The sequence below is a fragment of the Ralstonia flatus genome (genome assembly GCF_958439105.1).
GTDB classification, from domain to species: domain Bacteria; phylum Pseudomonadota; class Gammaproteobacteria; order Burkholderiales; family Burkholderiaceae; genus Ralstonia; species Ralstonia flatus.
In genome coordinates this window covers 232,609-258,240 of sequence record NZ_CAUDLI010000009.1, presented here as the reverse complement: position 1 = coordinate 258,240, position 25,632 = coordinate 232,609, and the positions used below count along the sequence as shown (strand labels likewise).

The following is a 25,632-nucleotide window of genomic DNA, read 5'->3' as shown; positions in this document are numbered from 1 at the left end:
CCATGTCGCCTGTGGAAGCGGGTTGGATCGTCAGCGCGGGGCTGGGCTCTGTGGTCGGGCTCATTCTGGCGTTGACAGGGGCAGGCGGTGCGATCGTCGCGGTGCCGCTGCTGATTTTCGGGTTGCACCTGTCGGTGCCGGAGGCTGCGCCCATCGCGCTGCTGGCGGTGGGGCTGTCCGCGGGGCTCGGTGCGATGCTCGGCTTGCGGGAAGGCAAGGTCCGCTACAAGGCCGCCGCGTTGATGGCGCTGTGCGGCGTGGCGATCTCGCCGTTCGGCATCTGGGTTGCGCATCGCGTGCCGAACACGCCGCTCACGCTGCTGTTTGCCGTGGTGCTCGCCTATGTGGCGGTGCGCATGTTCCGCCAAGCGCGCGCAGCGCCGGCAACCGAGTCGCAGCCGACGCGGACAGGACCGCCCTGCCACCTTGATACCACCACGGCCAGGCTCGTCTGGACGCTGCCGTGCGCGCGCGCATTGGCTGCAGCCGGTGCGGGCGCAGGCTTTCTGTCCGGGCTGCTGGGCGTGGGGGGCGGCTTTGTCATCGTGCCGGCATTGCGCCGCGCGACCGATCTGCCGATGCAGACCATCGTCGCCACCTCGTTGGCTGTGATTTCGCTGGTGTCCACGGGCGGCGTGGTCGCTTCGGCCATTGGAGGACATGTCGATTGGCATATCGCCCTGCCGTTTGCAGCCGGCGCCCTGACCGGCATGCTGGTGGGACGACGCTTTGCGCAGCATTTGGCAGGACCGGCGCTGCAGCAAGGCTTTGCCGCGTTCGCAGGCGTCGTGGCGCTTGGGATGATCGCTCGAACACTAATTTGACCCGCGTGTTGCGAAAGCGGTACAATCGCGGTCTTCGGGGCGTAGCGTAGTCTGGTAACGCGTCCGGTTTGGGACCGGAAGACCGCGGGTTCAAATCCTGCCGCCCCGACCAGAATTGAGCAGTAAACAAAACGGCTTACGTTCACTACGTAAGCCGTTTTTGTTTGGCGCGGCGCGCTGCAACGCATGGTGTCATCTGCCGATGCTATAACGACAGCATCCATATCGTGCAATGCCGCTCACTTCCTCCATGAACCTCATCCTGTGGCGCCACGCTGAAGCCGAAGACGTGGCCGCATCGCTGCGCATTCAGCGCAACACCGATCTCCAGCGAGAACTCACCAAGCGCGGCCACAAGCAGGCCGAGAAGATGGCCGACTGGCTGCGGCCTCGGCTGCCAGACGACACGCTCGTACTCGCCAGCCCCGCCGTGCGCACGCAGCAGACCGCCCGCGCCCTCACGCAGCATTTCCAGACGCTGACCGCACTTGCGCCCGGCGCCGATGTCAGCGAAATCCTCGATGCATTGGACTGGCCGTCGAATACGAACCTGCTGCTGGTCGGCCATCAACCGTGGCTCGGCCGACTCGCCAGCCTGCTCATCGCGGGCACGGAAATGGACTGGAGCGTGAAGAAAGCCGGTGTGTGGTGGCTCTGCCGCCGCATGCGCGAAGACGAAGCGCAGACGGTGCTGCGGGCGGTGGTGAATCCGGATCTCGTGTGACACATCACCCTGGTCACAGGATCGCCACGCAAAATTCACGCAACGGTCACGATTGACACGCTTTTGTCGCGGATCTGTCATGCAGCGTCTCTAGAATCGCCCCGAAATCCACCCTTGGGGATGCACGAATGCGAGACCTGCCCACGCCCACCCAGCCGTTGATCGACGCACTGCCGAGCCTGAATCTGGGCAACGCTCGGAGGGGCCTTCCTCGCTCACCCGAAGCTGTTCCGGCGCGTGACAAGCCTGTTCTGGCCGTTTCGTGGGCGCGCCATCAGGATGAAGTAACGGAAGCACAGCGCCTGCGCTACAAGGTGTTTGCCGAGGAAATGGGCGCCCGCCTGCCCTCGGCCCACACTGAACTCGACGTCGACATGTTCGACGCCGTGTGCGACCACCTGATCGTCCGCGACCAGAAGACGCTGCGCGTGGTCGGTACCTACCGCGTGCTGCGCCCGGATGCCGCCAAGCAGATCGGTTGCCTGTACTCCGAATCCGAATTCGACCTCGTGCGCCTGGCCCACCTGCGCCCGAAGATGGTGGAACTCGGCCGCTCGTGCGTGCACCGCGACTACCGTTCGGGCAGCGTCATCATGGCGCTGTGGGCCGGTCTGGGCGAATACATGCAGCGCCACGGTTTCGAATCGATGCTGGGCTGCGCAAGCGTGTCGATGGGCGACGGCGGTCACTTTGCTGCAAGCCTGTATCGCAGCTTTGTCGACGATGGTTCGCTGGCACCGATCGAGTACCACGCCTTCCCGCGCGTAGCACTGCCGGTCGATGAACTGAACCAGGATCTGGAAGTCGAGCCGCCTGCGCTCGTGAAGGGTTATCTGCGCCTGGGCGCACGCATCTGCGGCGCACCGGCGTGGGACCCCGACTTCAACGTCGCCGACTTCCTCACGCTGCTGCGTCTGTCGGACATCAACCCGCGCTACGCACGCCACTTCCTGCGCGGCTGATATCACGCCGAACAGCTCGCCGCAAAAGAAAACGGCCCGGGTCAGTCCGGGCCGTTTTGCTTTGGATGCGGCGCAACGCTTTACACGTACACCACCTTGTAGCGGCGGCCGATGCGCTGCCACTCATCGGCTTCCTTCATCAGGCTGTATTCCACGAGCGGGTTCTGCTCGATCCAGCTTTTCGGCAGTTCGACTTCGAAACCGCCTTCATTGAGTTCGCCTTCGCTGTGACGCACGCGCAAGCCCGGCAACTGGATTGCCCCGCGCCGGCGGCACAACACAAATGCCAGACGCAGGCTGAACAGCATCCGCCAATCCAGGAACTTGCCACCGCCCGAGAGCTTGCCGAGCTTGCCGGCGTGGCCCAGCAGCAGCGTGGCCAGACGCGCTTGGTCGGTCTTGGAAAAGCCCGGCATGTCGGCATGGCTGGCGATGTACGCCGAGTGCTTGTGGTATCCGCTGTGCGAGATGCTCATGCCGATCTCGTGCAGGTTGGCCGCCCAGCCCAGCAGCGCAAGATTGTCTTCGCGGCGCTCATCAGGCGGATCGGGAAACTGCGACAGCAACGCCGTCGCCGCATCGCGGACACGGCTCGCCTGCGCGCGGTCGACGTTGTAACGGCGCATGAACTGTTCGATCGTCACGGTGCGCATGTCTTCGTGATGCGTGCGGCCGAGCAGGTCGTACAGCACGCCCAGGCGCAAGGCGCCATCGGTCACGTCCATGCGGTCGACGTCGAGTTCGGCAAACACGCCGAGCATGATCGACAGGCCACCCGGCAGCACCGGAATCCGGTCCGCCTTCAGGCCGTTGAGCTTCAGGCGGTTGGTGTTCTCCGACTTGACGAGGGCGCGCTTCAGGCGCTCCAGCCCTTCGCGGGTGATGCCGTGTTCGTTGCTCTTGTCATTGAAGCCGTTCAGCTCGATCAGCTCAGCCAGCGCACGTGCCGTACCGGATGACCCGACGGCCTGGTTCCAGCCTGCCGTGCGGTACTGTTGCACGAGCACCTGGATCTCGCGACGCGCGGCCAACTCGGCCTGCTTCATCGCATATTCATCAACGTTGCCGTTCGGGAAGAAATGCCGGCTGTGCGACACGCAGCCGATGTACAGCGACTCCATCAGCTTGGGCTTGTAGCCGTTGCCGATGATGAACTCCGTGGAGCCGCCGCCGATGTCGACGACAAGCCGGTTGCCCTGGCACGCCGGCGCGTCATGCGATGCACCAAGATAGATCAGCCGTGCCTCTTCGCGGCCCGCAATCACTTCGATGGGAAACCCCAACGCGGCTTCGGCCTCGATGAGGAATTCCTGCGCGTTCTTGGCCACCCGCAAGGTGTTGGTGGCCACGGCGCGTACATGTTCAGCCGGAAAATCACGCAGGCGGTCGCCAAAGCGGCGCAGGGCATCCACGCCGCGTCGGCGGGCGGGCTGATCCAGGTATTTATCTTGCGTTAGCCCGGCGGCCAAACGCACCGGTTCGCGCAGCGCATCGACCTGGAAGATCTGGGTACTGCTGGCACCGTTGGCACCAAGGGTTTCGTCGACGCGGCCGATCATCAGCCGGAAGCTGTTGGAGCCCATGTCGACAGCGGCCAGCAGACGGGGGGGGGGACTCATGAATGAAAACGGGTGAGAGGCAGGATCAGGGGCGCGGAGTATTGTCGTTCGAAACAATGCGCAACAAAATATGTCTTTATTGTGTCCCGAACGTGACAAATTCAATGTGTCACAAATTTGACACTCAACTATGAAAAAGTGGCCGGATCGTCATCCGTCTGAACACAACATGTCGACATTGCCCGCGGGCGATCTGCTCAATCGCGAACTGGGCATCCTGGAATTCAATGCCCGTGTGCTCGCCCAGGCCGCTGACCCGGGTGTGCCGCTGATGGAGCGGCTGAAATTCATCTGCATCGTGTCGAGCAATCTCGATGAGTTCTTTGAGATCCGCATTGCCGGATTGAAAGAGCAGATGCGCGACAACCCTTCGTCGGTCACGCCCGACGGGCTGTCGGTGCAGCAGGCATTTGGCGTGGTCTCTGAGCGGGTGCGGCAACTGGTCGCGCAACAGTATGCCATGTTGCAGGATGAGATCCTGCCCCTGCTGGAGAAGGAAGGCGTCTTCTTCCACATGACCACCAACTGGAACGAAGCCCAGCGCGCCTGGTGCCGCAGCTTCTTCCAGCGCGAACTGGTGCCGATCCTGACGCCGATGGCGCTGGACCCGGCGCACCCCTTCCCGCGCGTGCTCAACAAGAGCCTGAACTTCATCATCGAGCTGTCTGGCAAGGATGCCTTCGGCCGTGAGGCTGAACTGGCGATCGTGCAGGCGCCGCGCGCCCTGCCCCGGCTTGTGCAGATGCCGCCGGAGCTGTCGGGTTATCAGTATGGTTTCGTGCTGCTGTCGTCGTTCATGCAGGGCTTTGTGCACGAGCTGTTCCCGCAGATCGACGTACATGGCTGCTACCAATTCCGCGTGACGCGCAACTCCGACTTGTTCGTGTCGGAAGATGAAATCACGGACTTGCGCGAAGCGCTGCAGGGCGAACTGTCCACGCGCCACTTTGGCGATGCGGTGCGTCTCGAAATCGCGCACGACACGTCGCCGGCGCTGGTCGTGCGTCTGTTGCAGGAATTCGGCCTGACGGAAGCGGACTGCTACCGCGTCAAGGGCCCAGTGAACCTCGTGCGACTGCTGCAGGTGCCGGACATGGTCGACAAGCCGGTGCTGAAGTACCCGCCGCACGTGCCGGCAACAGTCAGGCAGATCGCCAACAGCTCGAATGTGTTCGACGCCATCCGCCAGGGCGACATCCTGCTCCACCATCCGTACGAAAGCTTCACGCCCGTGCTGGAGCTGCTGCAGCAAGCCGCACGCGACCCCGACGTGGTTGCCATCAAGCAGACCGTCTACCGCACCGGCAACGAATCTACGGTCATGGAAGCGCTCATCAAGGCGGCGCGCAACGGCAAGGAGGTGACCGTTGTCGTCGAACTGCTGGCGCGCTTTGACGAAGAGACGAACATCAACTGGGCCGACCAGCTGGAATCGGCCGGCGCACATGTCGTGTACGGCGTGGTTGGCCACAAGTGCCACGCGAAGATGCTGCTGGTGGTGCGTCGTGAGGTGTCCGGCAAGGGCAAGACGGTCAAGCTGCGCCGCTACGCGCATCTGGGCACCGGCAACTACCACCCCAAGACTGCCCGGCTCTACACCGACTTCGGCCTCATGACGGCCAACGAGCAGATCTGCGAAGACGTGCACCACGTGTTCCAGCTGCTGACGGGCACGGGCGCGCAGGTCAAGCTGCATCATCTGTGGCACTCGCCGTTCACGATGCACGACAACTTGATCGAGCACATCCGCGCCGAGGCGCGTGCCGCGCGTGCGGGCAAACGTGCGCGCATCATCGGCAAGATGAATGCGCTGCTGGAACCGACCATCATCGACGAGTTGTACAAGGCGTCGCGCGCGGGCGTGAAGGTCGACCTGATCGTGCGCGGTGTGTGCGCGCTCAAGCCGGGCGTGCCCGGCCTGTCGGAGAACATCACCGTGCGCTCCATCGTCGGGCGCTTCCTGGAGCATCACCGCGTCTACTACTTCCATGCCGGCGGCGAAGAAGTCGTCTATCTCTCCAGCGCCGACTGGATGGACCGCAACCTGTTCCGCCGCGTGGAAGTGGCCTTCCCCGTGCTCGATCGCAAGCTCAAGGCACGCGTCATCAAGGAGAGCCTGCAGGTGCATCTGCGCGACAACGCATCGGCGTGGATCATGCAGCAGGATGGTCGCTACGTGCAGCGCCAGACGCGGGGCAAGCATGTGCGCGTCAGCCAGTTGGAACTGCTGAACCACTTCTCGCCGCAGGCGGCTGCAGCTGCGGAAACGGCGGCCGCGGTGGCGGCGGCGACGGCCGCTGAACCAACGGTGCGCGCTCCGGTGGAGATCTCCGCAGGCTGATGCTCTGGCTTGCCTGCAAACGAAAACGCACGCTCAACAGCGTGCGTTTTTTCATTGGCTGAATGGACAGAGAGGCGCCGCGATCAGGCGACGCGCTCGTCGGTCACGGTGGCGCTGCGCACGACCGTGCGCTCGGGCGGGAACACGGCGCGGAACGTGCTGCCCTTGCCGTGCTCGCTGGTCACCTGCAGTTCTCCACCGTGGCGCGACAGCACGTGCTTCACAATGGCCAAGCCCAGCCCGGTGCCGCCGGTATCGCGTGAACGGCTGCGGTCAACGCGATAGAAACGCTCGGTCAGACGCGGAATATGCTCGGGCGCAATCCCGATCCCCGTATCGGTGACGGAGTACACGGCATGCCCGTCGCGCACGCCCCAATCGAGTCGGATACTGCCGCCATCCGGCGTGTAGCGCACCGCGTTGGACGCCAGGTTGCTGAACGCCGAAAGCAACTCAAGCTCGGCGCCGCACACGCTCACGGCCGGGTCGCATGTCATGCTGACGGTGTGTCGGCCCGCAGAGAGCGCTTCGATATCGTGCTGGAGCTGCAGCATCATGCGCTGCATCGGCACCGGGGCCACCGACGGCGGCTCGGAATTGCCTTCCAGCGTGGCGAGTGCCAGCAAGTCTTCCACCAGATGCTGCATGCGCATGGCTTGCGTATGCATCATGTCCAGGTAGCGTCTCTTGTCTTCTTCCGGCAGCGGAATGTCGCGCACCGTCTCCAGAAAGCCCGAGAGCACGGTCAGCGGCGTCTTCAGCTCGTGCGAGACATTGGCCACGAAATCGCGGCGCATCGCTTCAGTGTTCTCCAGCTTGGTGATGTCCTGCGACACCAGCAGCTTGCGATCCTCGCCATACGGCAAGATCTGGGCGGAGACGATGCTTTGCTTGTGCGGGCCCACGTCATGCATGGTGAGCGGCTCCTCGAACTCGCCGCGCGCCAGGTAGCGCACGAACTCCGGTCGGCGGATCAGGTGGGTAATGCGTTGGCGCAGGTCACGCTTGGCCGAGAGCCCGAAGTGCTCTTCGGCTACCGCGTTGCACCATTCGATCTGGTCTTCGCCATCGAGCATCAGCACGCCGTTGGGCGATGCCTGAATGGCCTGAATGAAGCGGCTGTGCTGCTGCTCGACCTGCAGCACCTGGGTGCGCCAGCCCTTCATCAACCGGTGCAGGCGGTAGTAGACCTCGCCCCATAGGCCAAGCGCGCTCGGAATCTCGCCATAGGCCGGCGAGTCCAGCACACGCCACAGACGCTGGATCTGGTAGATGTAATACAGGAGCATCGCCAGCAGCATTGCGCTGAGCACGGCCAGCGCAACGACATGGTTGACGAAGAAGTACAGGCATGCCGTTACGATGCCCATGAGGGCGGCAAAGACGGCAAAGCGGGTCCAGAAGACGTTCATGAAGGCATTCTAAGCGCTGGACCGCGACGGGCGTGTGAACGCGCGATTGAAAAAAGCCTCGCTCGCGCGTTCGTTTGACAGGTGCGTTATTGCCCCGGATTGCGCGCCAGGCGATAGCCGCTGCCGCGCACGGTTTCGATCATGTTGCTGTAGCCGCCGGGAGCGAGCGCTGCACGCAGGCGTTTGATGTGCACGTCCACCGTACGCTCTTCCACGAACACGTGGTCGCCCCACACCTGATCGAGCAGCTGCGAGCGGCTGTGCACGCGCTCCGGATGCGTCATCAGGAAATGCAGCAGGCGGAACTCCGTCGGACCAAGGTCCAGCTTGATCGGGTTTTCGGCCTCGACGTTCGTGGCCGTCACGCGGTGCGTGGCCGGGTCGAGCTTCAGGCCGTTGATGGCCACCACGTCGTCGGTCAGCTGCGGTGCGCGGCGGCGCAGCACGGCCTTGATACGGGCCAGCAATTCCTTGGGCGAGAACGGCTTGGTGACGTAGTCGTCCGCGCCGCTGTCCAGCCCCATGATCTTGTCCTGCTCTTCGCTGCGGGCCGTCAGCATGATGATCGGGATCTGGCGCGTGCGCTCGTTGGCGCGCAGCTCCTTGGCGAACATCACGCCCGACTTGCCCGGCAGCATCCAATCGAGCAGGACGAGATCGGGCAATACGTCGCTCATCAGCGACAGCGCCTGCTCGGCGTTGTACGCACGGATCGGGTAATGCCCCGCGTGCTGCAGGTTGACGGCGATCAGCTCAGCGATCGCCGGTTCGTCTTCTACGACGAGAATGCTGCTCGGCATGCTCACGTCTCCAGTCCTGCCTTTTTACTCACCCAGGATCTCGCGTTCCAGCGCTTCGCGCGAAGCGTGCCGGACGTCCGTTCCCTTGACGATGTAAATAATAAACTCGGCGATGTTCTTGGCATGGTCACCGATACGCTCGATGGCCTTGGCAATGAACAGCAGATCCAGCGCCACCGAAATCGTGCGCGGGTTCTCCATCATGTACGTGATGAGTTCGCGCATGAAGCCGCGGAATTCCTCATCGATGGCCTTGTCTTCCTGCAGGATCGACACGGCGGCTGCGGTGTCCAGGCGTGCAAAGGCGTCCAGCGCATGGCGCAGGATCGTTGCGGCCATCTCGCCCGAGCGCTCCACACCGGCGTAGTTCAGCGCATGCGCCGACGGGTCCTGCATGATGCGCTTGGTGCGCTTGGCGATCTTTTCGGCTTCGTCGCCGGCGCGCTCGAGGTTCGTGATGGTCTTGGAAATCGCCATCACCAAACGCAGGTCGCGTGCAGTCGGCTGGCGGCGCGCGATGATGTTGTTGCAGTCGCCGTCGATCTCGATCTCCAGCGCATTGATTTCCAGTTCCACGGCCAGGACCTGATCGCACATGGCGGTATCGAAGTTGGCCAGTGCGCGCATGGCGCGTGCGATCTGCGCTTCGACCAGGCCGCCCATCTGCAGCACCTTGGTGCTGATGGAGGTCAGGTCGGTATCAAACTGCGATGACAGATGCTTTTCAGACATCGGTTTCTCCTTGTCGCTTCAGCTTCAGCGTTGTTGCAGGTCAGCCGAAGCGGCCGGTGATGTAGTCTTCGGTTTCTTTGCGCTGCGGCTTGATGAAGATCTTTTCGGTATCGCCGAACTCGATCAGCTCGCCCAGGTACATGTACGCCGTGTAGTCGGAGCAACGCGCCGCCTGCTGCATGTTATGCGTGACGATGACAACCGTGTAGTCATCCTTCAGTTCGGCGATCAGCTCTTCGATCTTGCCCGTGGAGATCGGGTCCAGCGCCGAGCACGGCTCGTCCAGCAGCAGCACTTCCGGGCGGATGGCAATGCCGCGCGCGATACACAGACGCTGCTGCTGGCCGCCCGACAGGCCGTAGCCGGACTGGTTGAGCTTGTCCTTCACTTCGTTCCACAGCGCGGCCTTGGTCAGCGCCCATTCCACGCGGTCGTCCATCTCGGAGCGCGACAGGCGCTCGAACAGCTTCACGCCAAAGGCAATGTTGTCGTAGATCGACATCGGGAACGGCGTCGGCTTCTGGAACACCATGCCGACCTTGGCACGCAGCAGGGCGATGTCCATGCGCGAGGTCAGCAGGTTCTCGCCGTCCATGTTGATCTGGCCTTCGGCACGTTGCTCCGGATACAGCGCGTACATCTTGTTGAACGTACGCAGCAGCGTGGACTTGCCGCAGCCCGACGGGCCGATGAACGCCGTCACCTGCTTCTCGGGAATCTGCAGCGAGATGTTCTTCAGCGCGTGGAACTTGCCGTAGTAGAAGTTCAGGTCGCGAACATCGATCTTCGGGCTTTGCGTGCGCACTTCGAGGGACGTAGCAGTCATGGTCATTTCTTGGTGAACAAGGCACGCGCGAGGACGTTCAGCCCCAGCACACCCAGCGTAATCAGGAACACCCCGGCCCAGGCCAATTGTTGCCACTCTGGGAACGGGCTCATCGCAAATTTGAAGATGACGGTCGGCAGGGTGGCCACCGGCTGATTCAGATCCAGGCTCCAGAACTGGTTGTTCAGCGCGGTGAAGAGCAGCGGCGCGGTTTCGCCGGCAATGCGCGCCACGGCCAGCAGCACACCGGTAATCACGCCGGCATACGATGCCTTGAGCGTGATCGACAGGATCATCTTCCACTTGGGGGTACCAAGCGCCATGGCGGCTTCACGCATGGCGTTGGGCACCAGGTTCAGCATGTTCTCGGTGGTGCGGACCACGATCGGAATCTGCAGCAGCGCAAGTGCAAGCACGCCGGCAATACCCGAGAAGTGCTGCACGCGTGCCACCACGACGGCATACACGAACAGGCCGATCACGATCGACGGCGCCGACAGCAGGATGTCGTTGATGAAGCGCGTGGCGCTCGCCAGCATCGACGTCTTGCCGTACTCGGCCAGATAGATGCCGGCCAGGATGCCCAGCGGCGTGCCGATCAGCGTGGCCATGCCGACCAGCAGGAACGAACCTGCGATGGCGTTGGCGAGACCGCCTCCGGGCGTGTTGGGCGGCGGCGTCATCTCCGTGAAGAGCGACATCGACAGGCCGCCCACGCCCAGCGAAAGCGTGGTCCACAGGATCCACGCCAGCCACACCAGGCCGAAAGCCATGGCGGCGAGCGACAGTGCCAGCGCAATCCCATTGACATTGCGGCGGCGGGCCTGCAGGCGTGCCTTGATCTTTTCAGAGTCGGCGCGGACGGCAGGGATGGAAGACGTACGCATGGTGTTGGGTCTCATAGCGTCAGGCAGATCGCGTTGGTTCACTTTTGACCCTCGCTCTTCTGCAGGCGCAGAAGCAGCAACTTGGACGCCGCCAGCACGATGAACGTGATGACGAACAGGATCAAGCCCAGCTCCATGAGCGCCGCGGTGTGCAGGCCTTGGCCCGCTTCCGCAAATTCATTGGCCAGCGCAGACGTGATGCTGTTGCCCGGTGAGAACAGCGACGCATCGGACAGCAGGTTGGTGTTGCCGATCACGAACGTCACGGCCATGGTCTCGCCAAGCGCACGACCGAGACCCAGCATCACACCGCCGATCACACCAGCCTTGGTGTACGGCAGCACCACGTTCCACATGACTTCCCACGTCGTGCAGCCCACGCCGTAGGCGGATTCCTTGAGCAGCGTCGGCGTGATCTCGAACACGTCGCGCATCACCGCCGAGATGTACGGAATGATCATGATCGCCAGGATCACGCCCGCGCACAGCAGGCCGATGCCGATCGGCGCGCCCTGGAACAGCGCCCCGATGACGGGAATCTTGCCGACGGTCGCGGCCAGCGGCTTTTGAAAGTACTCGCCGAAGATCGGCGCGAACACGAGCAGGCCCCACATGCCGTAGACGATGGACGGCACGGCAGCGAGCAGCTCGATGGCGGTACCGAGCGGTCGGCGCAGCCAGGCCGGCGACAGCTCGGTCAAAAACAGGGCAATGCCGAAGCTCACAGGCACGGCAATGATGAGCGCGATCAGCGATGTGACCAAGGTGCCGTAGACGGGCACCAGCGCGCCATAAATGTCGGAGGGCGGATCCCACTCCGAATTCCACAGGAACGACAGGCCGAATTTCTGGATCGTGGGCCAGGAGCTGATGATGAGCGAGATGATGATGCCGCCCAGGAGCAACAGCGTCACGATTGCGGCAAGGCGGGTCAGGCCGCCAAACACCAGATCGCCAAGGCGGCTGGGTGCGCGCATACGGGAAGCGCCGGAGGAATCAGAGAGCGTGGCCATGAGGGAAACCGGTCAGCCGTGAAAGAAGCTTTTGGAATGATGCGGAGGGCGTTCTTCCTGCCCCTCCGCACCTTGTGCTGCACCTACTTACGCATCGCTATGCAGCTGGCAACGATCATTGGTTGTAGACAACCTTGCCCGATGCATCCTTCACGTTCGACTTCCAGGTTGCGCGGATCTGATTCTTCACAGCGTCCGGCAGCGGCACGTAGTCCAGGCTCTTGGCAGCGTCGTCGCCGCCCTTGTAGGCCCAGTCGAAGAACTTCATGACTTCAGCGCCCTGCTCCGGCTTGGCTTGCGTCTTGTGCAGCAGGATGAACGTTGCGCCGGCGATCGGCCATGCGTCCTTGCCCGGCTCGTCCGTCAGGATCTGGTAGTACGACTTGCTCCACTCGGCGCCGGCAGCTGCGGCCTTGAAGGCTTCAGCGGTCGGTTGCACGGTGGCGCCCGCCTTGTTCTGCAGATTCACGTACGTCATCTTGTTCTGCTTGGCGTAGGCGTACTCAACGTAGCCAACTGCACCGCCCAGACGCTGCACGAACGCGGCTACGCCTTCGTTGCCCTTGCCGCCCGTGCCGGTCGGCCAATTCACGGTCGTGCCTTCGCCGACCTTGCTCTTCCACTCGGCGTTCACCTTCGACAGGTAGTTCGTGAAGATGAACGAGGTGCCCGAACCGTCAGCACGGCGCACCACCAGGATGTCCTGGTCCGGCAGCTTGGCCTTCGGGTTCAGCTTGGCGATGGCCGGATCATTCCACTTCTTGATCTTGCCCAGGTAGATGTCGCCCAGCAATTGACCGTTCAGCGTCAGCTCGCCCGGCTTCACGCCCGGCAGGTTGATCACAGGCACCACGCCGCCGATCACGGTCGGGAACTGGATCAGACCATCCTTGGCCAGCTCTTCGTCCTTCAGCGGCATGTCCGATGCGCCGAAGTCGACGGTCTTGGCCGTGATCTGCTTGATGCCACCCGACGAACCGATACCTTGGTAGTTCACCTTGGTGTTGGTTGCCTTGTTGTAGTCGGCCGCCCACTTGTTGTAGACGGGTGCCGGGAACGTTGCGCCAGCGCCGGTGATGTCGACAGCAAATGCGGCACCAGCAAAAGCCAGTGCAGCCACGCCAGCAAGTGCGGTTTTGACCAGTTTCATGAGTTCTCCAGAGGAGCGGTTGAGCGATGACAGATTTTTGACACCCGAACTTTAGGCCGCCCAAATGACAGTTCTGTGACAACACGAAAACTTCTCATAACTGACCTGCAAGGCACGAAAGTCGACCCGCACGCATAAAAAAAGCGGCCCGCAGGCCGCTTTTGGACGTCTTTGCTTGATCTGGCAGCAACTTACTGCAACGTGGCGGCAAGACGCTCTGCATGTTGGTTGGCCAGTTCGGCGTCCTGCGCTTCTACCATCACGCGCACGACCGGCTCTGTCCCGGAGGGGCGAATCAGCACGCGCCCCTTGCCGTCCAATTCGGCTTCGCTGGTTTTCAGCGCGGCCTGCAAGCCTGCGTGCGATTTCCAGTCGAAACCCTTTTCGACCCGCACGTTGATCAGCTTTTGCGGGAACAGACGCACGCCGTCCAGCATCTCGTCCAGCGTCTGCCCGCTGCGACGCAATGCCGCAAGCACCTGCAGCGCAGAGATGATGCCGTCGCCAGTGCTGTGCTTGTCCAGGCAGAGCAAGTGGCCCGACCCTTCGCCCCCCAGCAGCCAACCGTTCTTCTTCAGCTCTTCCAGCACGTAGCGGTCGCCCACCTTGGCGCGGACGAACTCCACGCCCTGCGCCTTGAGCGCCAGTTCCACCGCAAGGTTCGTCATGAGCGTACCGACGGCGCCCGGCACCGCCTGACCTGCCGCGCGGCGCGCCTGGACCATCACGTAGAGCAGCTCGTCGCCGTTATAGAGGCGGCCATTGCGGTCCACCACCTGAAGACGGTCAGCATCCCCGTCGAAGGCCAGGCCGATGTCGGCACCATGCTCGCGCGTGGCCTCGACCAGCTTGCCCGGCGCCGTCGCGCCATAGCCGTCATTGATGTTGCGACCGTTCGGCTGGTTGCCGATCGACACCACGTCTGCCCCCAGCTCATGGAACACATGCGGTGCGATGTGGTAGGCCGCGCCATGCGCGCTATCCAGCACGACCTTCATGCCGAACAGGTTCAGGTCGCTCGGAAACGTGCTCTTGCAGAACTCGATGTAGCGGCCCGCTGCATCCTCGATACGGCGGGCGCGGCCCAGCGCATCGGAGGCGGCGTACGCCATCGGTTTTTCCAGCTCCGCCTCGATCTGCAGCTCGGTTTCGTCCGGGAGCTTGTCGCCCGTGGCCGAGAAGAACTTGATGCCGTTGTCGTAATACGGGTTGTGTGATGCAGAAATCACCACACCAGCCGACAACCGCAATGCACGCGTCAGATACGCCACGCCGGGCGTCGGCAGCGGCCCGCTCATCAGCACGTCCACGCCGGCTGCGGTAAAGCCCGCTTCCAGCGCGGCTTCCAGCATGTAGCCCGACAGGCGCGTGTCCTTGCCGATCAGCACGGTGGGACGGCCGTGGCCATGCGCTTCGCCGCCGTGGGCCAGCACGCGACCGGCGGCATAACCCAGACGCAACACGAAATCCGGCGTGATCGGGCTTTCACCGACACGCCCGCGGATACCGTCGGTGCCGAAATACTTCCTGGACATTGGGAGTCTCTCCTGGAGAATGTTTCTTTCTTTGTTTGTAAGGCGCCGGCCATCGCCGGGCAATCCTCTGTTCGCTCGACCCCCGGCCGCGTGAGGCCGGGACGGCTGTCAGGCCTGTGGCGGATTTACGCGCTCATGGCGCATGGCCCACCAGAGTTGAATCGCTTCCACGGTCGGCCGCACATCGTGCACACGCACGATGAACGCCCCCCGCTCCACCGCCAGCAGCGCGGCCGCCACACTGACCGTGATCCGTTCGGCAGGCGGTTTGCCGCCCAGCACGGCGCCCAGCGTCGATTTGCGTGACAAGCCCGCCAGCAGCGGCAAACCGATCCGCTCGAACTCGGCCAGGCGATTGAGCATGGTGAGATTGTGATCCGGCGTCTTGCCAAAGCCAAATCCCGGATCAAGCGAAATACGCTCAGGTGCCACGCCGGCAGCCAGCAGCGCCTCCGTTTGCGCGCGGAGGAAAGCCTCCACCTCGCCCATCAAATCCGTATAGCTGGGCGCTTCCTGCATCGTTTCGGGATCGCGCTGCATGTGCATGACACACAGGCCCGCATTGCCCTGGGCCACAGCCTCGATCGCGCCCGGCCGGCGAAAACCCCAGATATCGTTGATCAGATCGGCACCTGCCTGCAGCGTGGCACGCATCACCTCGGGCTTGTAGGTATCGATCGATAGCGGTTTGCCGCAATCGCGCAGCGCCTCGACGATGGGCATCACGCGGTCGAATTCCGCTTGCAGGCTCAGCGGCTCGGCGCCAGGCCGGCTTGATTCGCCACCGATGTCGATCATGTCGACGCCTTCGGCAATCAATTGCTCCGCATGGCGCAAGGCTGCATCGCGCGTGGCGTGCTGCCCGCCATCGGAAAACGAGTCGGGCGTAACGTTAAGAATGCCCATGACCAGCGGGCGCCGGTCACGCGCGTAAAGAAAACGTCCGCACTGGAAGTGTGTGGTGGTCGGAATGGAGGCAGACAAGATAGATCGACGGAAATGCTGCGCAGGACCGGAATGCTACGCCAGGCGCGCCAGAAAGCGCCAACAAAAAAGCCGGTGCGCTTGCACCGGCTCTTCTGCGTCGCCTCGAGGCGACAAACTTAATGGAGCGTCCTCACGCCGTGGCAGGCACGTTGCCCGGGCTCACGCCAGCCGGCGTACCGCCACCCGGCGGCGTGCTACCGCCACCGGTCGAGCCGTAGCGCGGGGGGCGCGGCGGCTTGCCGTCCATGATGTCGTTCACTTGGTCGGCGTCGATGGTCTCCCACTCAAGCAGCGCCGCAGTCATGGCTTCGACCTTGTCGCGATTCGCTTCGAGCAGGCCCTTCGCCAGGGCGTATTGCTCATCAACGATACGGCGAATTTCCGAATCCACCTTCTGCTGAGTCGCCTCAGACACCGTCTTCGACGCCATGCGACCGAAGAAGCCGTCCTGTTCCGTATCGACGTAGACCATGGTGCCGAGCGCATCGCTCATGCCATAGCGCGTCACCATATCGCGAGCCATCTTGGTGGCACGCTCGAAGTCGTTGGAGGCACCGGTGCTCATCGCACCCAGGAACACCTCTTCTGCGGCACGGCCACCGAACAGGATCGCGACCTCTTCGAGCATCGTGTCCTTGTAGGCGTAGTGTTTGTCGTGCTCCGGCAGCTGCCAGGTCAGACCGCCCGCCCAGCCGCGCGGCATGATCGTGACCTTGTGCACCGGATCAGCCTTCGGCAGCAGCTTGGCGACAACCGCGTGGCCCGACTCGTGGTACGCCGTAGCGCGGCGTTCCTCTTCGCGAATCACGGCCGACTTGCGCTCCGGACCCATGTAGATCTTGTCCTTCGCGTCCTCGAAGTCCTGCATGTCCACCACGCGCTTGTTACGGCGTGCAGCAAACAGCGCAGCTTCGTTGACCAAGTTGGCCAGGTCCGCGCCCGAGAAGCCCGGCGTGCCACGCGCCAGCACCGATGCATCGACGTCGTTGCCGATCGGCACCTTGCGCATGTGCACCTTGAGAATCTGCTCTCGGCCACGGATGTCGGGCAACCCAACATAGACCTGACGGTCGAAGCGGCCCGGACGCAGCAGCGCCTTGTCGAGCACGTCCGCACGGTTGGTTGCCGCGATCACGATGACGCCCGAGTTGGCCTCAAAGCCGTCCATCTCGACCAGCATCTGGTTCAGGGTCTGCTCGCGCTCGTCGTTGCCGCCGCCCATGCCGGCGCCACGATGACGACCCACTGCATCGATTTCATCGATGAACACGATGCAGGGCGCCTGCTTCTTGGCGTTTTCGAACATGTCGCGCACGCGGGCTGCGCCCACGCCGACGAACATTTCAACGAAGTCCGAACCGGAGATGCTGAAGAACGGCACCTTGGCTTCACCAGCAATGGCGCGCGCCAGCAGCGTCTTACCGGTACCTGGGGGGCCCACCAGCAACACGCCGCGCGGGATGCGCCCGCCCAGCTTCTGGAATTTCTGCGGATCTTTCAGGAAGTCGACCAGTTCGACGACTTCTTCTTTCGATTCGTCACAGCCTGCCACGTCAGCAAACGTGACGCTGTTGTTGTTCTCATCAATCAACCGCGCCCGGGACTTGCCGAACGAGAAGGCGCCGCCTTTCCCGCCGCCCTGCATCTGCCGCATCATGTAGAACCAGAACACGATGATCAGCAGCGTGGGGCCGAGGTAGTAAAGCGCGGTAAGGAGCACACCTTGCTCTTCTTCCGCCTTGCCGGTCACCTGCACGCCGTACTTCATCAGGTCGCCGACCATCCAGATGTCGCCCGGCGAGATGATCGAATACTTGTTGCCCTCGTTGGGCGTGACCAACAACGTACGGCCCTGGACTTCAACGCGCTTGACCTTGCCGGCCTTTGCGTCGTCCATGAATTGCGAGTACGTCACACCTTCTTGGGTGCGCGGCTTGTCGAACTGCTTGAAGACGGTGAACAGCACCAAGGCAATCACCAGCCAGATGGCCGCCTTCTGAAACCAGTTGTTATTCAAGGCGAGACTCCTTTAGAAATGCCTTGACGGGATGCTTGGCATTGTAATGCACGGACACCGCCGCGGGTTGATTGCCCGCAAGACCGACGGACCACACGCCAGCGGGGCCCTTTCCTGAGTATCGTCCGTCAGCCCGGATGCTTGAGCTGACGGCCCAACAGGAATGTCTCGGACGATTTGTCGCGGGAGGCTTTCGGCTTGCGTGGCGCCACGATCTTGAAATGACGCTTGAACATCTCGACGATCTGACTATAGCCGCTGCCGTGGAAACATTTGATTAGCAGCGCGCCCTCAGGTTTCAGGTGCGCCATGGCAAATTCCACAGCCAGCTCGGCGATGTGCTCCATGCGTGCGGCGTCTGCCGACGCCACGCCAGAGAGATTGGGGGCCATATCGGACAAAACAAGGTCCACTTTCCCCCCGCCGGTGGCTTCCAGAACGATTTCTTCCAGTTGCCGGAAGACGTCGTCCTCTCGGAAGTCCCCCTGAATGAAGGTGACGTCGGCGATGGCTTCCATCGGCAGGATGTCGATGGCGACGATCGCCCCGTCAATCCGGCCGTCCTTGGCGCGCGGCGAGGCGGCCAGCTTGTTGCGTACGTACTGGCTCCAGCTGCCGGGCGCGGCACCAAGATCGACGATGACCTGGCCTGGCTTAATGAGCTTGTCCTGCTCGTCGATCTCTTTCAGCTTGTAGGCGGCACGCGCGCGGTAGCCTTCGCGCTGCGCCAGCTTGACGTACGGATCGTTGATATGGTCGTGCAGCCACGACTGGTTGAACTTGTTCTTTGCCATCGAATTGGTTGCAATTTCGCCCGGATGTCGCGCCAAACATGGCGGCCAGGACTGGTTTTGGCGGATAATACGCGCCGTTTGTCTTTTTGCGCGATCTCGCCCTTATTTATGCCCGCCCTTACCCTCACCCCTGCCCAACGATCGGAACTGCGCTCCGAAGCGCACGCGTTGAACCCGGTCGTCATCATCGGTGCGGAGGGTCTGACGAAGGCCGTTCTGGCCGAAATCGACCGCTCGCTGGCGGCCCACGGGCTGATCAAGATCCGCGTCTTCGGCGATGACCGCGAAGCGCGCATCGAACTCTATGACACCATCTGCGCTCGCCTGCAGGCGGCCCCCGTACAGCACATCGGCAAGCTGCTGGTGATCTGGCGCGAAGGCCCGGCCTACCTGAAGGAAAACCAGCCGCGAGACCTCAAGCCGCCGCGCAAGACCACGGTGGGCGCCGGTCCACGCTCGGTTACCGTGCGCAAGCCGAACCCGAATAGCGCGCGCCGTCCGAAGCCGGTGCGACTGAGCGTCCTTGGCAACGAACGCGTCACGGCCGGCGGCAACGTCAAACGTGCAAAGCCGCGTCAAACCAGCCAGAAAAAGAAAGCGCTGTCCTGATCCAATCGGGGCTGCACAGAAAACGACCGGCTTTTCAGCCGGTCTTTTTTTTTGGGTCTCAGACGGCTTGCCGAGCACCGGCCGCCTTCCAGATCAGCGCCAAGCCCAAGAGGCTCTGCACCAGATAGAACACGCTCGATACGCCGTGCAACATGCCGAACTGAGCGCGGTAAGGCGAATCCCCCACCGCCACGCCAAGCGCATCGGCCTGTGCGCGCAGCGAAGCCATGAAGGGCTGCAGGCCGAAGTAGCCCACCAGCACACACAGCAGCATCGCCAGCACAAGCCAGCGCAGCCGCCGGTAGCCGACCTCACCGCGGCGTACCAGCGTCGTGGCAGCCAGCAGCAGCAAACACCCTGTCGCCAGGCCGATCCACGCTTCCGCATGAAACAACCGGCCGGCAATCGAGCCGGCCAACTGGCGATCTTCCAGCATCGCGAACAACGTCGGCGCGACGATGTAACCGATGGTCCAGAGCGAACCGCACCATACCGTGGCAAGCAACTGGAAGAAGCGCTGCGGCATGGTGGTTGCCCCGGATCTGGTTAGAGGTACTTGACGGCCAGGACTTCGTACTCGCGCTCGCCGCCCGGGGCGACCACGGTAGCGACATCGCCTTCGAACTTGCCGATCAACGCACGTGCGATCGGCGAGCTGATCGAGATCTTGCCGGTTTCCAGATCAGCTTCGTCATCGCCGACGATCTGATACGTGACGGGCTTGCCCGAGTCCAGATCTTCCAGGTCGATCGTGGCGCCAAAAACCACGCGACCGTCGGCATCCAGCGAAGCCGGATCAATGATCTGCGCGGCAGACAGTTTGCCTTCGATTTCCTGGATGCGGCCTTCGATGAAGCCCTGGCGCTCCTTGGCGGCATCATAGTCGGCGTTTTCGGACAGATCGCCCTGGGCACGTGCCTCGGCGATGGCGTTGACGACGGCCGGACGCTCCTTGGTCTTCAGACGTTGAAGCTCCTCTTTCAGCATCTCGGCACCGCGCTTGGTAATCGGAATGGTGCTCATCGTAAGTAATTCGGAATCACAAAAAAATCAGCCGCTGCGAAGCGGGAGGGCGCGTAGCGCACACCCGCCTGACGGCGGCTGTCGTTGTTTTGACACGGACGCTCTAGTTTAGGCGAACCGTCCGGAGGCGGCAACTGCTCCTCTCAGGCCGGTTCACCGCGACGCTATGCCGCGTCGCGGGCCCTGACGATGGGCTTACAGGGTGGCGTGCAGGCCCTGCAGGTCATACACATCCAGGTGCTGCATGTGCTTCAGACCTTCCACCGCGGCGCGCGCACCGGCGATGGTCGTGTAGTACGTGACACGCTGCGCCAATGCAGCCTGGCGGATGGAACGCGAGTCGGCAATCGCGGCACGCGTCTCGTCGACGGTCGTGAAGACGAGCGCGATCTCGCTGTTCTTGATCATGTCGACAATGTGCGGACGGCCGTCCTTCACCTTGTTGACCACGCGCACCGGAATGCCGGCGGCTTCGATGGCCGAGGCGGTACCGCGCGTCGCCACGATCGGATAGCCCAGCGTATGCAGCGCGCGGGCAACTTCCACGGCTTGCGGCTTGTCGCTGTCCTTGACGGTCATCAGCACGGTGCCCTTCTCGGGCAGGCGCGAACCGGCGGCGAGCTGGCTCTTGAAGAGCGCCTCGCCAAACGTCTTGCCGACGCCCATGACTTCGCCGGTGGAGCGCATTTCCGGTCCGAGCACCGGATCGACGCCCGGGAACTTGTTGAACGGGAACACCGCTTCCTTGACGCTGTAGTACGCCGGCACGACTTCCGTCTCGACACCCTGCGAATCCAGCGACTGACCTGCCATGCAGCGAGCTGCAACCTTGGCCAACGGGACACCGGTCGCCTTCGAAACGTACGGCACCGTACGCGAAGCACGCGGGTTCACTTCCAGCACGTAGACGATGTCTTCGCCGCCCTTCTGCTGGATGGCGAACTGCACGTTCATCAGGCCAACCACGTTCAGCGCCTTGGCCATCGCGGCGGTCTGGCGCTTCAGTTCGTCGACGGTCGCCTGCGACAGCGAATACGGCGGCAGCGAGCAAGCCGAGTCGCCCGAGTGCACGCCGGCCTGCTCAATGTGCTCCATCACGCCGCCGATGAACACGCGCTTGCCGTCGGAGAGGCAATCCACGTCGCATTCGATCGCGTCGTTCAGGAAGCGGTCGAGCAGCACGGGGCTGTCGTTCGACACCTTCACGGCTTCGCGCATGTAGCGCTCGAGGTCGCGCGGCTCGTGCACGATTTCCATCGCGCGGCCGCCCAGCACGTACGACGGACGCACCACCAGCGGGTAGCCGATTTCTTCGGCCAGCTTGAGCGCTTCGTCTTCGGCGCGCGCGGTGCGGTTGGGCGGCTGGCGCAGGCCCAGCTCGTGCAGCAGCTTCTGGAAGCGCTCACGGTCTTCGGCCGCGTCGATCATGTCCGGCGACGTGCCGATGATGGGCACGCCGTTGGCCTCCAGGTCCAGCGCGAGCTTCAGCGGCGTCTGGCCGCCGTATTGCACGATCACGCCGACAGGCTTTTCCTTGTCGACGATTTCGAGCACGTCTTCCAGCGTCACCGGCTCGAAGTAAAGGCGATCGGACGTGTCGTAATCGGTCGAGACGGTTTCCGGGTTGCAGTTGACCATGATGGTCTCGTACCCGTCTTCGCGCAGTGCCAGCGCGGCGTGCACGCAGCAGTAGTCGAACTCGATACCCTGGCCGATCCGGTTCGGGCCACCGCCCAGAACCATGATCTTCTTGTTGCTGGTCGGTTCGGCTTCGCACTCCCCATGCTCGGCTTCGTACGTCGAGTACAGGTAGGCCGTGTTGGTCGCGAATTCAGCAGCGCAGGTGTCGACGCGCTTGTAGACCGGACGCACCTTCTCGGCGATACGCTTTTCGCGCACGGCCTTGGCGGTCGTCTTGGTCAGCTTGGCAAGGCGGCGGTCGGAGAAACCCTTCTGCTTGAGCAGACGCAGCTCGGCAGCCGACAGGCTTTCCAGCGTGCGGGCCTTTACCAGTGCTTCCGTCTTGACGATGTCTTCGATCTGGGCCAGGAACCACGGATCCACGGACGTCTCGGCGTAAACCTCGTCGATCGACAGGCCCAGGCGGAACGCGTCGCCCAGATACCAGATGCGGTCCGGACCGGCTTCGCCGATCTCTTCGATGATCTCGTCGCGGTCGGTGGACTTTTCGTCTAGGCCGTCCACGCCGACTTCCAGGCCGCGCAGTGCCTTCTGGAACGATTCCTGGAAGGTCCGGCCCATGGCCATCACTTCACCGACCGACTTCATCTGCGTGGTCAGGTGGCTGTCGGCCTGCGGGAATTTTTCGAACGCGAAACGCGGCACCTTGGTGACCACGTAGTCGATCGACGGCTCGAACGACGCCGGGGTCGCACCGCCGGTGATTTCGTTCTTCAGCTCGTCCAGCGTGTAACCCACGGCCAGCTTGGCAGCGACCTTGGCGATCGGGAAACCGGTGGCCTTCGACGCCAGCGCCGACGAACGCGACACACGCGGGTTCATTTCGATCACGATCATCCGTCCATCCTTCGGATTGATCGAGAACTGCACGTTCGAGCCACCGGTATCCACGCCGATCTCGCGCAGCACGGCCAGCGAGGCGTTACGCAGGATCTGGTATTCCTTGTCGGTCAGCGTCTGCGCCGGCGCCACGGTGATGGAGTCACCGGTGTGGATGCCCATCGGATCCAGGTTTTCGATCGAGCAGACGATGATGCAGTTGTCGGCCTTGTCGCGCACGACTTCCATCTCGTATTCCTTCCAGCCGAGCAGCGATTCTTCGATCAGCAGCTCGTTGGTCGGCGAGAGGTCGAGACCGCGTTTGCAGATCTCTTCGAATTCTTCGCGGTTGTAGGCGATGCCGCCGCCCGTGCCGCCCAGCGTGAACGACGGGCGGATCACGATCGGGTAGCCGCTCGTGCCGGTTTCCTTGGCGATCTGCGACTGCACGGCCACGGCTTCGTCCATCGAATGTGCGATGCCCGACTTGGCCGAACCGAGACCGATCTTGGTCATCGCGTCCTTGAACTTCTGGCGGTCTTCGGCCTTGTCGATGGCCTCGGGCGATGCGCCGATCAGCTCAACGTTGTACTTCTTCAGCACGCCATGGCGATGCAGGTCCAGCGCGCAGTTCAGCGCGGTCTGGCCGCCCATCGTCGGCAGGATCGCGTCGGGGCGCTCCTTGGCGATGATGCGCTCGACGACTTCCCAGGTGATCGGCTCGATGTAGGTCACGTCGGCCGTGTTGGGGTCGGTCATGATCGTGGCCGGGTTGCTGTTGACCAGGACCACCTTGAAACCTTCTTCACGGAGCGCCTTGCAAGCCTGCGCGCCGGAGTAATCGAATTCACACGCCTGGCCGATGATGATCGGACCCGCGCCGATGATCAGGATGGTTTTGATATCTGTACGTTTTGGCATAACCCGCTCGATTCGATTAATTCAGTGTGGCCGTCGCCAGCTTGGCGGAAAAGCCGATAAACATGGCGCCGACGCCGCTGCTCATACCGGCAGACAAACGTCGTCGCGCGCGGAACGCCGCGGCCAGCCGCGCGCCCACGAAAATGATGGTGGTCAGGTACAGGAAGCTGCAGATCTGGCAGACCAGCCCCAGCACGACGAACGACACCACCGGCAGCGCGTAGTGCGGATCGACGAACTGGATGAAGAAGGAGATGAAGAACAGGATCGCCTTCGGGTTCAGCAGGCTGATGATCAGCGCCTTCTTGAACGGGTGCGACTCATCGGCCGGCGCCGCGTCTTCTGCAACGGACTCGCCGGCCTTGCGCACGCGCCAATTGCGCACCGCGCCGCGCAGCATCTGCAGGCCGATCCACGCCAGGTAGGCCGCACCGATGTACTTCACGACGTAGAACAGCGCCGGACTCGCCTTCAACAGCGAAGCGACGCCCGCTGCCGACAACACCATCAGGATGGCATCGCCCAAAAACACGCCGCACGCGCCCTGGTAGCCCGCGCGCACACCGCGGCGGGCCGCCACCGACAGCACGTACATCGAGTTCGGCCCCGGCAGCAGCACGATGAAGATCGTGCCGAGCAGGAAGGTCCAGAACTCGGTGATGCCGAAGTGGGCGAGCATGAAGGCGTTCATGGCGGATGCGCTCTCGTTGCTTTACTGCTTGGCTGCGTCCATCGCCGCGGTGAAGCGGTCGAACAGATACGCGATGTCGTGCGGACCGGGCGACGCTTCCGGGTGGCCCTGGAAGCAGAATGCCGGACGATCCGTCAGCTCAAAGCCCTGCAGCGTGCCGTCGAACAGCGAAACGTGCGTCACGCGTGCGTTGGCCGGCAGCGATTCCGGGTCGACTGCAAAGCCGTGGTTCTGCGAGGTAATGACCACGCGGCCGTCCTGCAGATCCTTGACCGGGTGGTTGGCGCCGTGGTGGCCGGTCTTCATCTTGAGCGTCTTGGCACCGACAGCCAGGCCCATGATCTGGTGACCCAGGCAGATGCCGAACGTCGGCAGGCGGCGCTCCAGGAACTCCTTGGCAGCGGCGATGGCGTAGTCGCACGGTTCCGGATCGCCGGGGCCGTTGGAGAGGAAGACGCCATCCGGGTTATGCGCCAGCACGTCGGCTGCGCTGGTTTGCGCCGGCACCACCGTCACGCGGCAGCCGCGCTCGGCCAGCATGCGCAGGATGTTGAACTTGACGCCAAAGTCGTATGCGACCACGTGGTACTTCGGGGCTTCCTGCTTGCCGTAGCCGCGACCCAGCGCCCATTCGGTCTGGGTCCACTCGTACGGTTCGGTCACGGACACGACCTTCGCCAGATCCATACCCGACAGGCCCGGGAACGAGCGCGCAAGGTCGATGGCCTTCTGCACGTTGTCTTCGCCCGCGAGAATGCAGCCGTTCTGGGCGCCCTTCTCCCGCAGGATGCGGGTCAGCTTGCGGGTATCGATGCCGGCAATGGCGACGACCTTCTCACCCTTGAGGTAGTGCGAGAGCGAGTGCTCCTTGCGGAAGTTCGACGCCAGGATCGGCAGATCCTTGATGATGAGACCGGCGGCATGGACTTTCGTGGCTTCGACATCCTCACGGTTCACACCGACGTTACCGATATGCGGGTACGTGAGCGTGACGATCTGGCGCGAGTAGCTCGGATCGGTAAGGATTTCCTGATAGCCGGTGATCGCGGTGTTGAACACCACTTCGCCGATCGTATGACCGGCCGCACCGATGGAATAGCCACGAAAGACCGTGCCGTCTGCAAGCGCGAGAATGGCGGGCGGGAAAGACGGCAACACGGGTAGCTCCTGCTGGATTCACCCTGTGCCGACCTGATCACCTTGGCGCCAAAGCGGTATTCCGGCTGCGCGGAATCCTGACCGTTT

General features: G+C 63.0%; 22 protein-coding genes and 1 tRNA gene. 6 read left to right on the top strand and 17 right to left on the bottom strand.

The genetic code is table 11. The annotated features are described in order from the left end of the window. Positions 1 to 2 precede the first annotated feature (2 nt). From R2676_RS20255 to R2676_RS20240, 4 genes are all read left to right on the top strand, one after another. Entirely contained in the window at positions 3 to 824 is an 822-nt protein-coding gene (locus R2676_RS20255) for a sulfite exporter TauE/SafE family protein (protein ID WP_206275258.1), read from the top strand. Positions 825 to 859: 35 nt separating this feature from the next. Further along, a tRNA-Pro gene (locus tag R2676_RS20250) sits at positions 860 to 936 on the top strand. A gap of 138 nt (positions 937 to 1,074) precedes the next feature. After that, positions 1,075 to 1,548, top strand: coding sequence for a phosphohistidine phosphatase SixA (gene sixA / locus R2676_RS20245; RefSeq protein WP_027681171.1), 474 nt, complete (start codon positions 1,075 to 1,077; stop codon positions 1,546 to 1,548). Between the two features lie 128 nt (positions 1,549 to 1,676). After that, complete coding sequence (locus R2676_RS20240) at positions 1,677 to 2,510, top strand: GNAT family N-acetyltransferase (RefSeq protein ID WP_027681170.1); 834 nt, start codon at positions 1,677 to 1,679, stop codon at positions 2,508 to 2,510. Between the two features lie 80 nt (positions 2,511 to 2,590). Here the strand turns inward: R2676_RS20240 and ppx are convergent, their stop codons facing one another. Continuing rightward, positions 2,591 to 4,129 (bottom strand): exopolyphosphatase, encoded by a 1,539-nt coding sequence (gene ppx / locus R2676_RS20235; protein WP_206275257.1) that lies wholly within the window; start codon positions 4,127 to 4,129, stop codon positions 2,591 to 2,593. A 169-nt stretch (positions 4,130 to 4,298) separates the two neighbouring features. On the opposite strand from ppx, the gene ppk1 reads away from it, so the two are divergent. Then, a complete protein-coding gene (gene ppk1 / locus R2676_RS20230) occupies positions 4,299 to 6,470 on the top strand; it encodes a polyphosphate kinase 1 (protein ID WP_206275256.1) in 2,172 nt (723 codons plus the stop codon). Positions 6,471 to 6,553: 83 nt separating this feature from the next. On the opposite strand, the gene phoR is transcribed toward ppk1, so the two are convergent. The 11 genes from phoR to R2676_RS20175 all read right to left on the bottom strand — a co-directional run bounded on the left by phoR (position 6,554) and on the right by R2676_RS20175 (position 18,623). Then, positions 6,554 to 7,882, bottom strand: a complete 1,329-nt coding sequence (phoR, locus tag R2676_RS20225) for a phosphate regulon sensor histidine kinase PhoR (RefSeq protein ID WP_027681167.1) — start codon at positions 7,880 to 7,882, stop codon at positions 6,554 to 6,556. A gap of 86 nt (positions 7,883 to 7,968) precedes the next feature. Next, positions 7,969 to 8,682 carry a phosphate regulon transcriptional regulator PhoB gene (gene phoB, locus R2676_RS20220; RefSeq protein WP_004634238.1) on the bottom strand — a complete coding sequence of 238 codons (714 nt, stop codon included), beginning with the start codon at positions 8,680 to 8,682 and terminating at the stop codon, positions 7,969 to 7,971. Between the two features lie 24 nt (positions 8,683 to 8,706). Then, positions 8,707 to 9,414 (bottom strand): phosphate signaling complex protein PhoU, encoded by a 708-nt coding sequence (gene phoU / locus R2676_RS20215; RefSeq protein WP_027681166.1) that lies wholly within the window; start codon positions 9,412 to 9,414, stop codon positions 8,707 to 8,709. A 40-nt stretch (positions 9,415 to 9,454) separates the two neighbouring features. Then, positions 9,455 to 10,246, bottom strand: a complete 792-nt coding sequence (gene pstB, locus R2676_RS20210; RefSeq protein ID WP_004634243.1) for a phosphate ABC transporter ATP-binding protein PstB — start codon at positions 10,244 to 10,246, stop codon at positions 9,455 to 9,457. After that, positions 10,243 to 11,127, bottom strand: a complete 885-nt coding sequence (gene pstA / locus R2676_RS20205; protein ID WP_027681165.1) for a phosphate ABC transporter permease PstA — start codon at positions 11,125 to 11,127, stop codon at positions 10,243 to 10,245. Before pstA ends, pstB begins: the two co-directional genes overlap by 4 nt. Positions 11,128 to 11,165: 38 nt before the next feature. Continuing rightward, positions 11,166 to 12,140, bottom strand: coding sequence for a phosphate ABC transporter permease PstC (pstC, locus tag R2676_RS20200; RefSeq protein WP_027681164.1), 975 nt, complete (start codon positions 12,138 to 12,140; stop codon positions 11,166 to 11,168). Positions 12,141 to 12,255: 115 nt separating this feature from the next. After that, the gene (pstS, locus tag R2676_RS20195) at positions 12,256 to 13,290 is read right to left on the bottom strand and encodes a phosphate ABC transporter substrate-binding protein PstS (RefSeq protein WP_206275255.1); all 1,035 of its coding nucleotides are present in this window, start codon (positions 13,288 to 13,290) and stop codon (positions 12,256 to 12,258) included. A gap of 191 nt (positions 13,291 to 13,481) precedes the next feature. After that, the gene (gene glmM, locus R2676_RS20190) at positions 13,482 to 14,825 is read right to left on the bottom strand and encodes a phosphoglucosamine mutase (protein WP_206275254.1); all 1,344 of its coding nucleotides are present in this window, start codon (positions 14,823 to 14,825) and stop codon (positions 13,482 to 13,484) included. Positions 14,826 to 14,933: 108 nt separating this feature from the next. Further along, positions 14,934 to 15,797 (bottom strand): dihydropteroate synthase, encoded by an 864-nt coding sequence (gene folP, locus R2676_RS20185; RefSeq protein ID WP_206275292.1) that lies wholly within the window; start codon positions 15,795 to 15,797, stop codon positions 14,934 to 14,936. Between the two features lie 145 nt (positions 15,798 to 15,942). Then, the gene (gene ftsH / locus R2676_RS20180; protein WP_027681160.1) at positions 15,943 to 17,829 is read right to left on the bottom strand and encodes an ATP-dependent zinc metalloprotease FtsH; all 1,887 of its coding nucleotides are present in this window, start codon (positions 17,827 to 17,829) and stop codon (positions 15,943 to 15,945) included. A 128-nt stretch (positions 17,830 to 17,957) separates the two neighbouring features. After that, a complete protein-coding gene (locus R2676_RS20175; protein WP_027681159.1) occupies positions 17,958 to 18,623 on the bottom strand; it encodes an RlmE family RNA methyltransferase in 666 nt (221 codons plus the stop codon). A 108-nt stretch (positions 18,624 to 18,731) separates the two neighbouring features. Between R2676_RS20175 and R2676_RS20170 the strand changes: the two genes are divergently transcribed. Then, a complete protein-coding gene (locus tag R2676_RS20170) occupies positions 18,732 to 19,232 on the top strand; it encodes a YhbY family RNA-binding protein (protein ID WP_024972561.1) in 501 nt (166 codons plus the stop codon). Positions 19,233 to 19,290: 58 nt separating this feature from the next. On the opposite strand, the gene R2676_RS20165 is transcribed toward R2676_RS20170, so the two are convergent. The 5 genes from R2676_RS20165 to carA form a co-directional block, all read right to left on the bottom strand. Beyond that, positions 19,291 to 19,758, bottom strand: coding sequence for a DUF4149 domain-containing protein (locus R2676_RS20165; protein ID WP_206275253.1), 468 nt, complete (start codon positions 19,756 to 19,758; stop codon positions 19,291 to 19,293). A gap of 20 nt (positions 19,759 to 19,778) precedes the next feature. Beyond that, positions 19,779 to 20,255: a transcription elongation factor GreA gene (gene greA / locus R2676_RS20160; RefSeq protein WP_027681156.1), complete on the bottom strand. Its 477-nt coding sequence runs from the start codon at positions 20,253 to 20,255 to the stop codon at positions 19,779 to 19,781. A gap of 195 nt (positions 20,256 to 20,450) precedes the next feature. Further along, entirely contained in the window at positions 20,451 to 23,696 is a 3,246-nt protein-coding gene (gene carB, locus R2676_RS20155) for a carbamoyl-phosphate synthase large subunit (RefSeq protein WP_206275252.1), read from the bottom strand. A 16-nt stretch (positions 23,697 to 23,712) separates the two neighbouring features. Continuing rightward, complete coding sequence (gene leuE / locus R2676_RS20150; protein WP_206275251.1) at positions 23,713 to 24,387, bottom strand: leucine efflux protein LeuE; 675 nt, start codon at positions 24,385 to 24,387, stop codon at positions 23,713 to 23,715. A 21-nt stretch (positions 24,388 to 24,408) separates the two neighbouring features. Continuing rightward, positions 24,409 to 25,545: a glutamine-hydrolyzing carbamoyl-phosphate synthase small subunit gene (gene carA / locus R2676_RS20145; RefSeq protein WP_206275250.1), complete on the bottom strand. Its 1,137-nt coding sequence runs from the start codon at positions 25,543 to 25,545 to the stop codon at positions 24,409 to 24,411. Positions 25,546 to 25,632 lie beyond the last annotated feature (87 nt).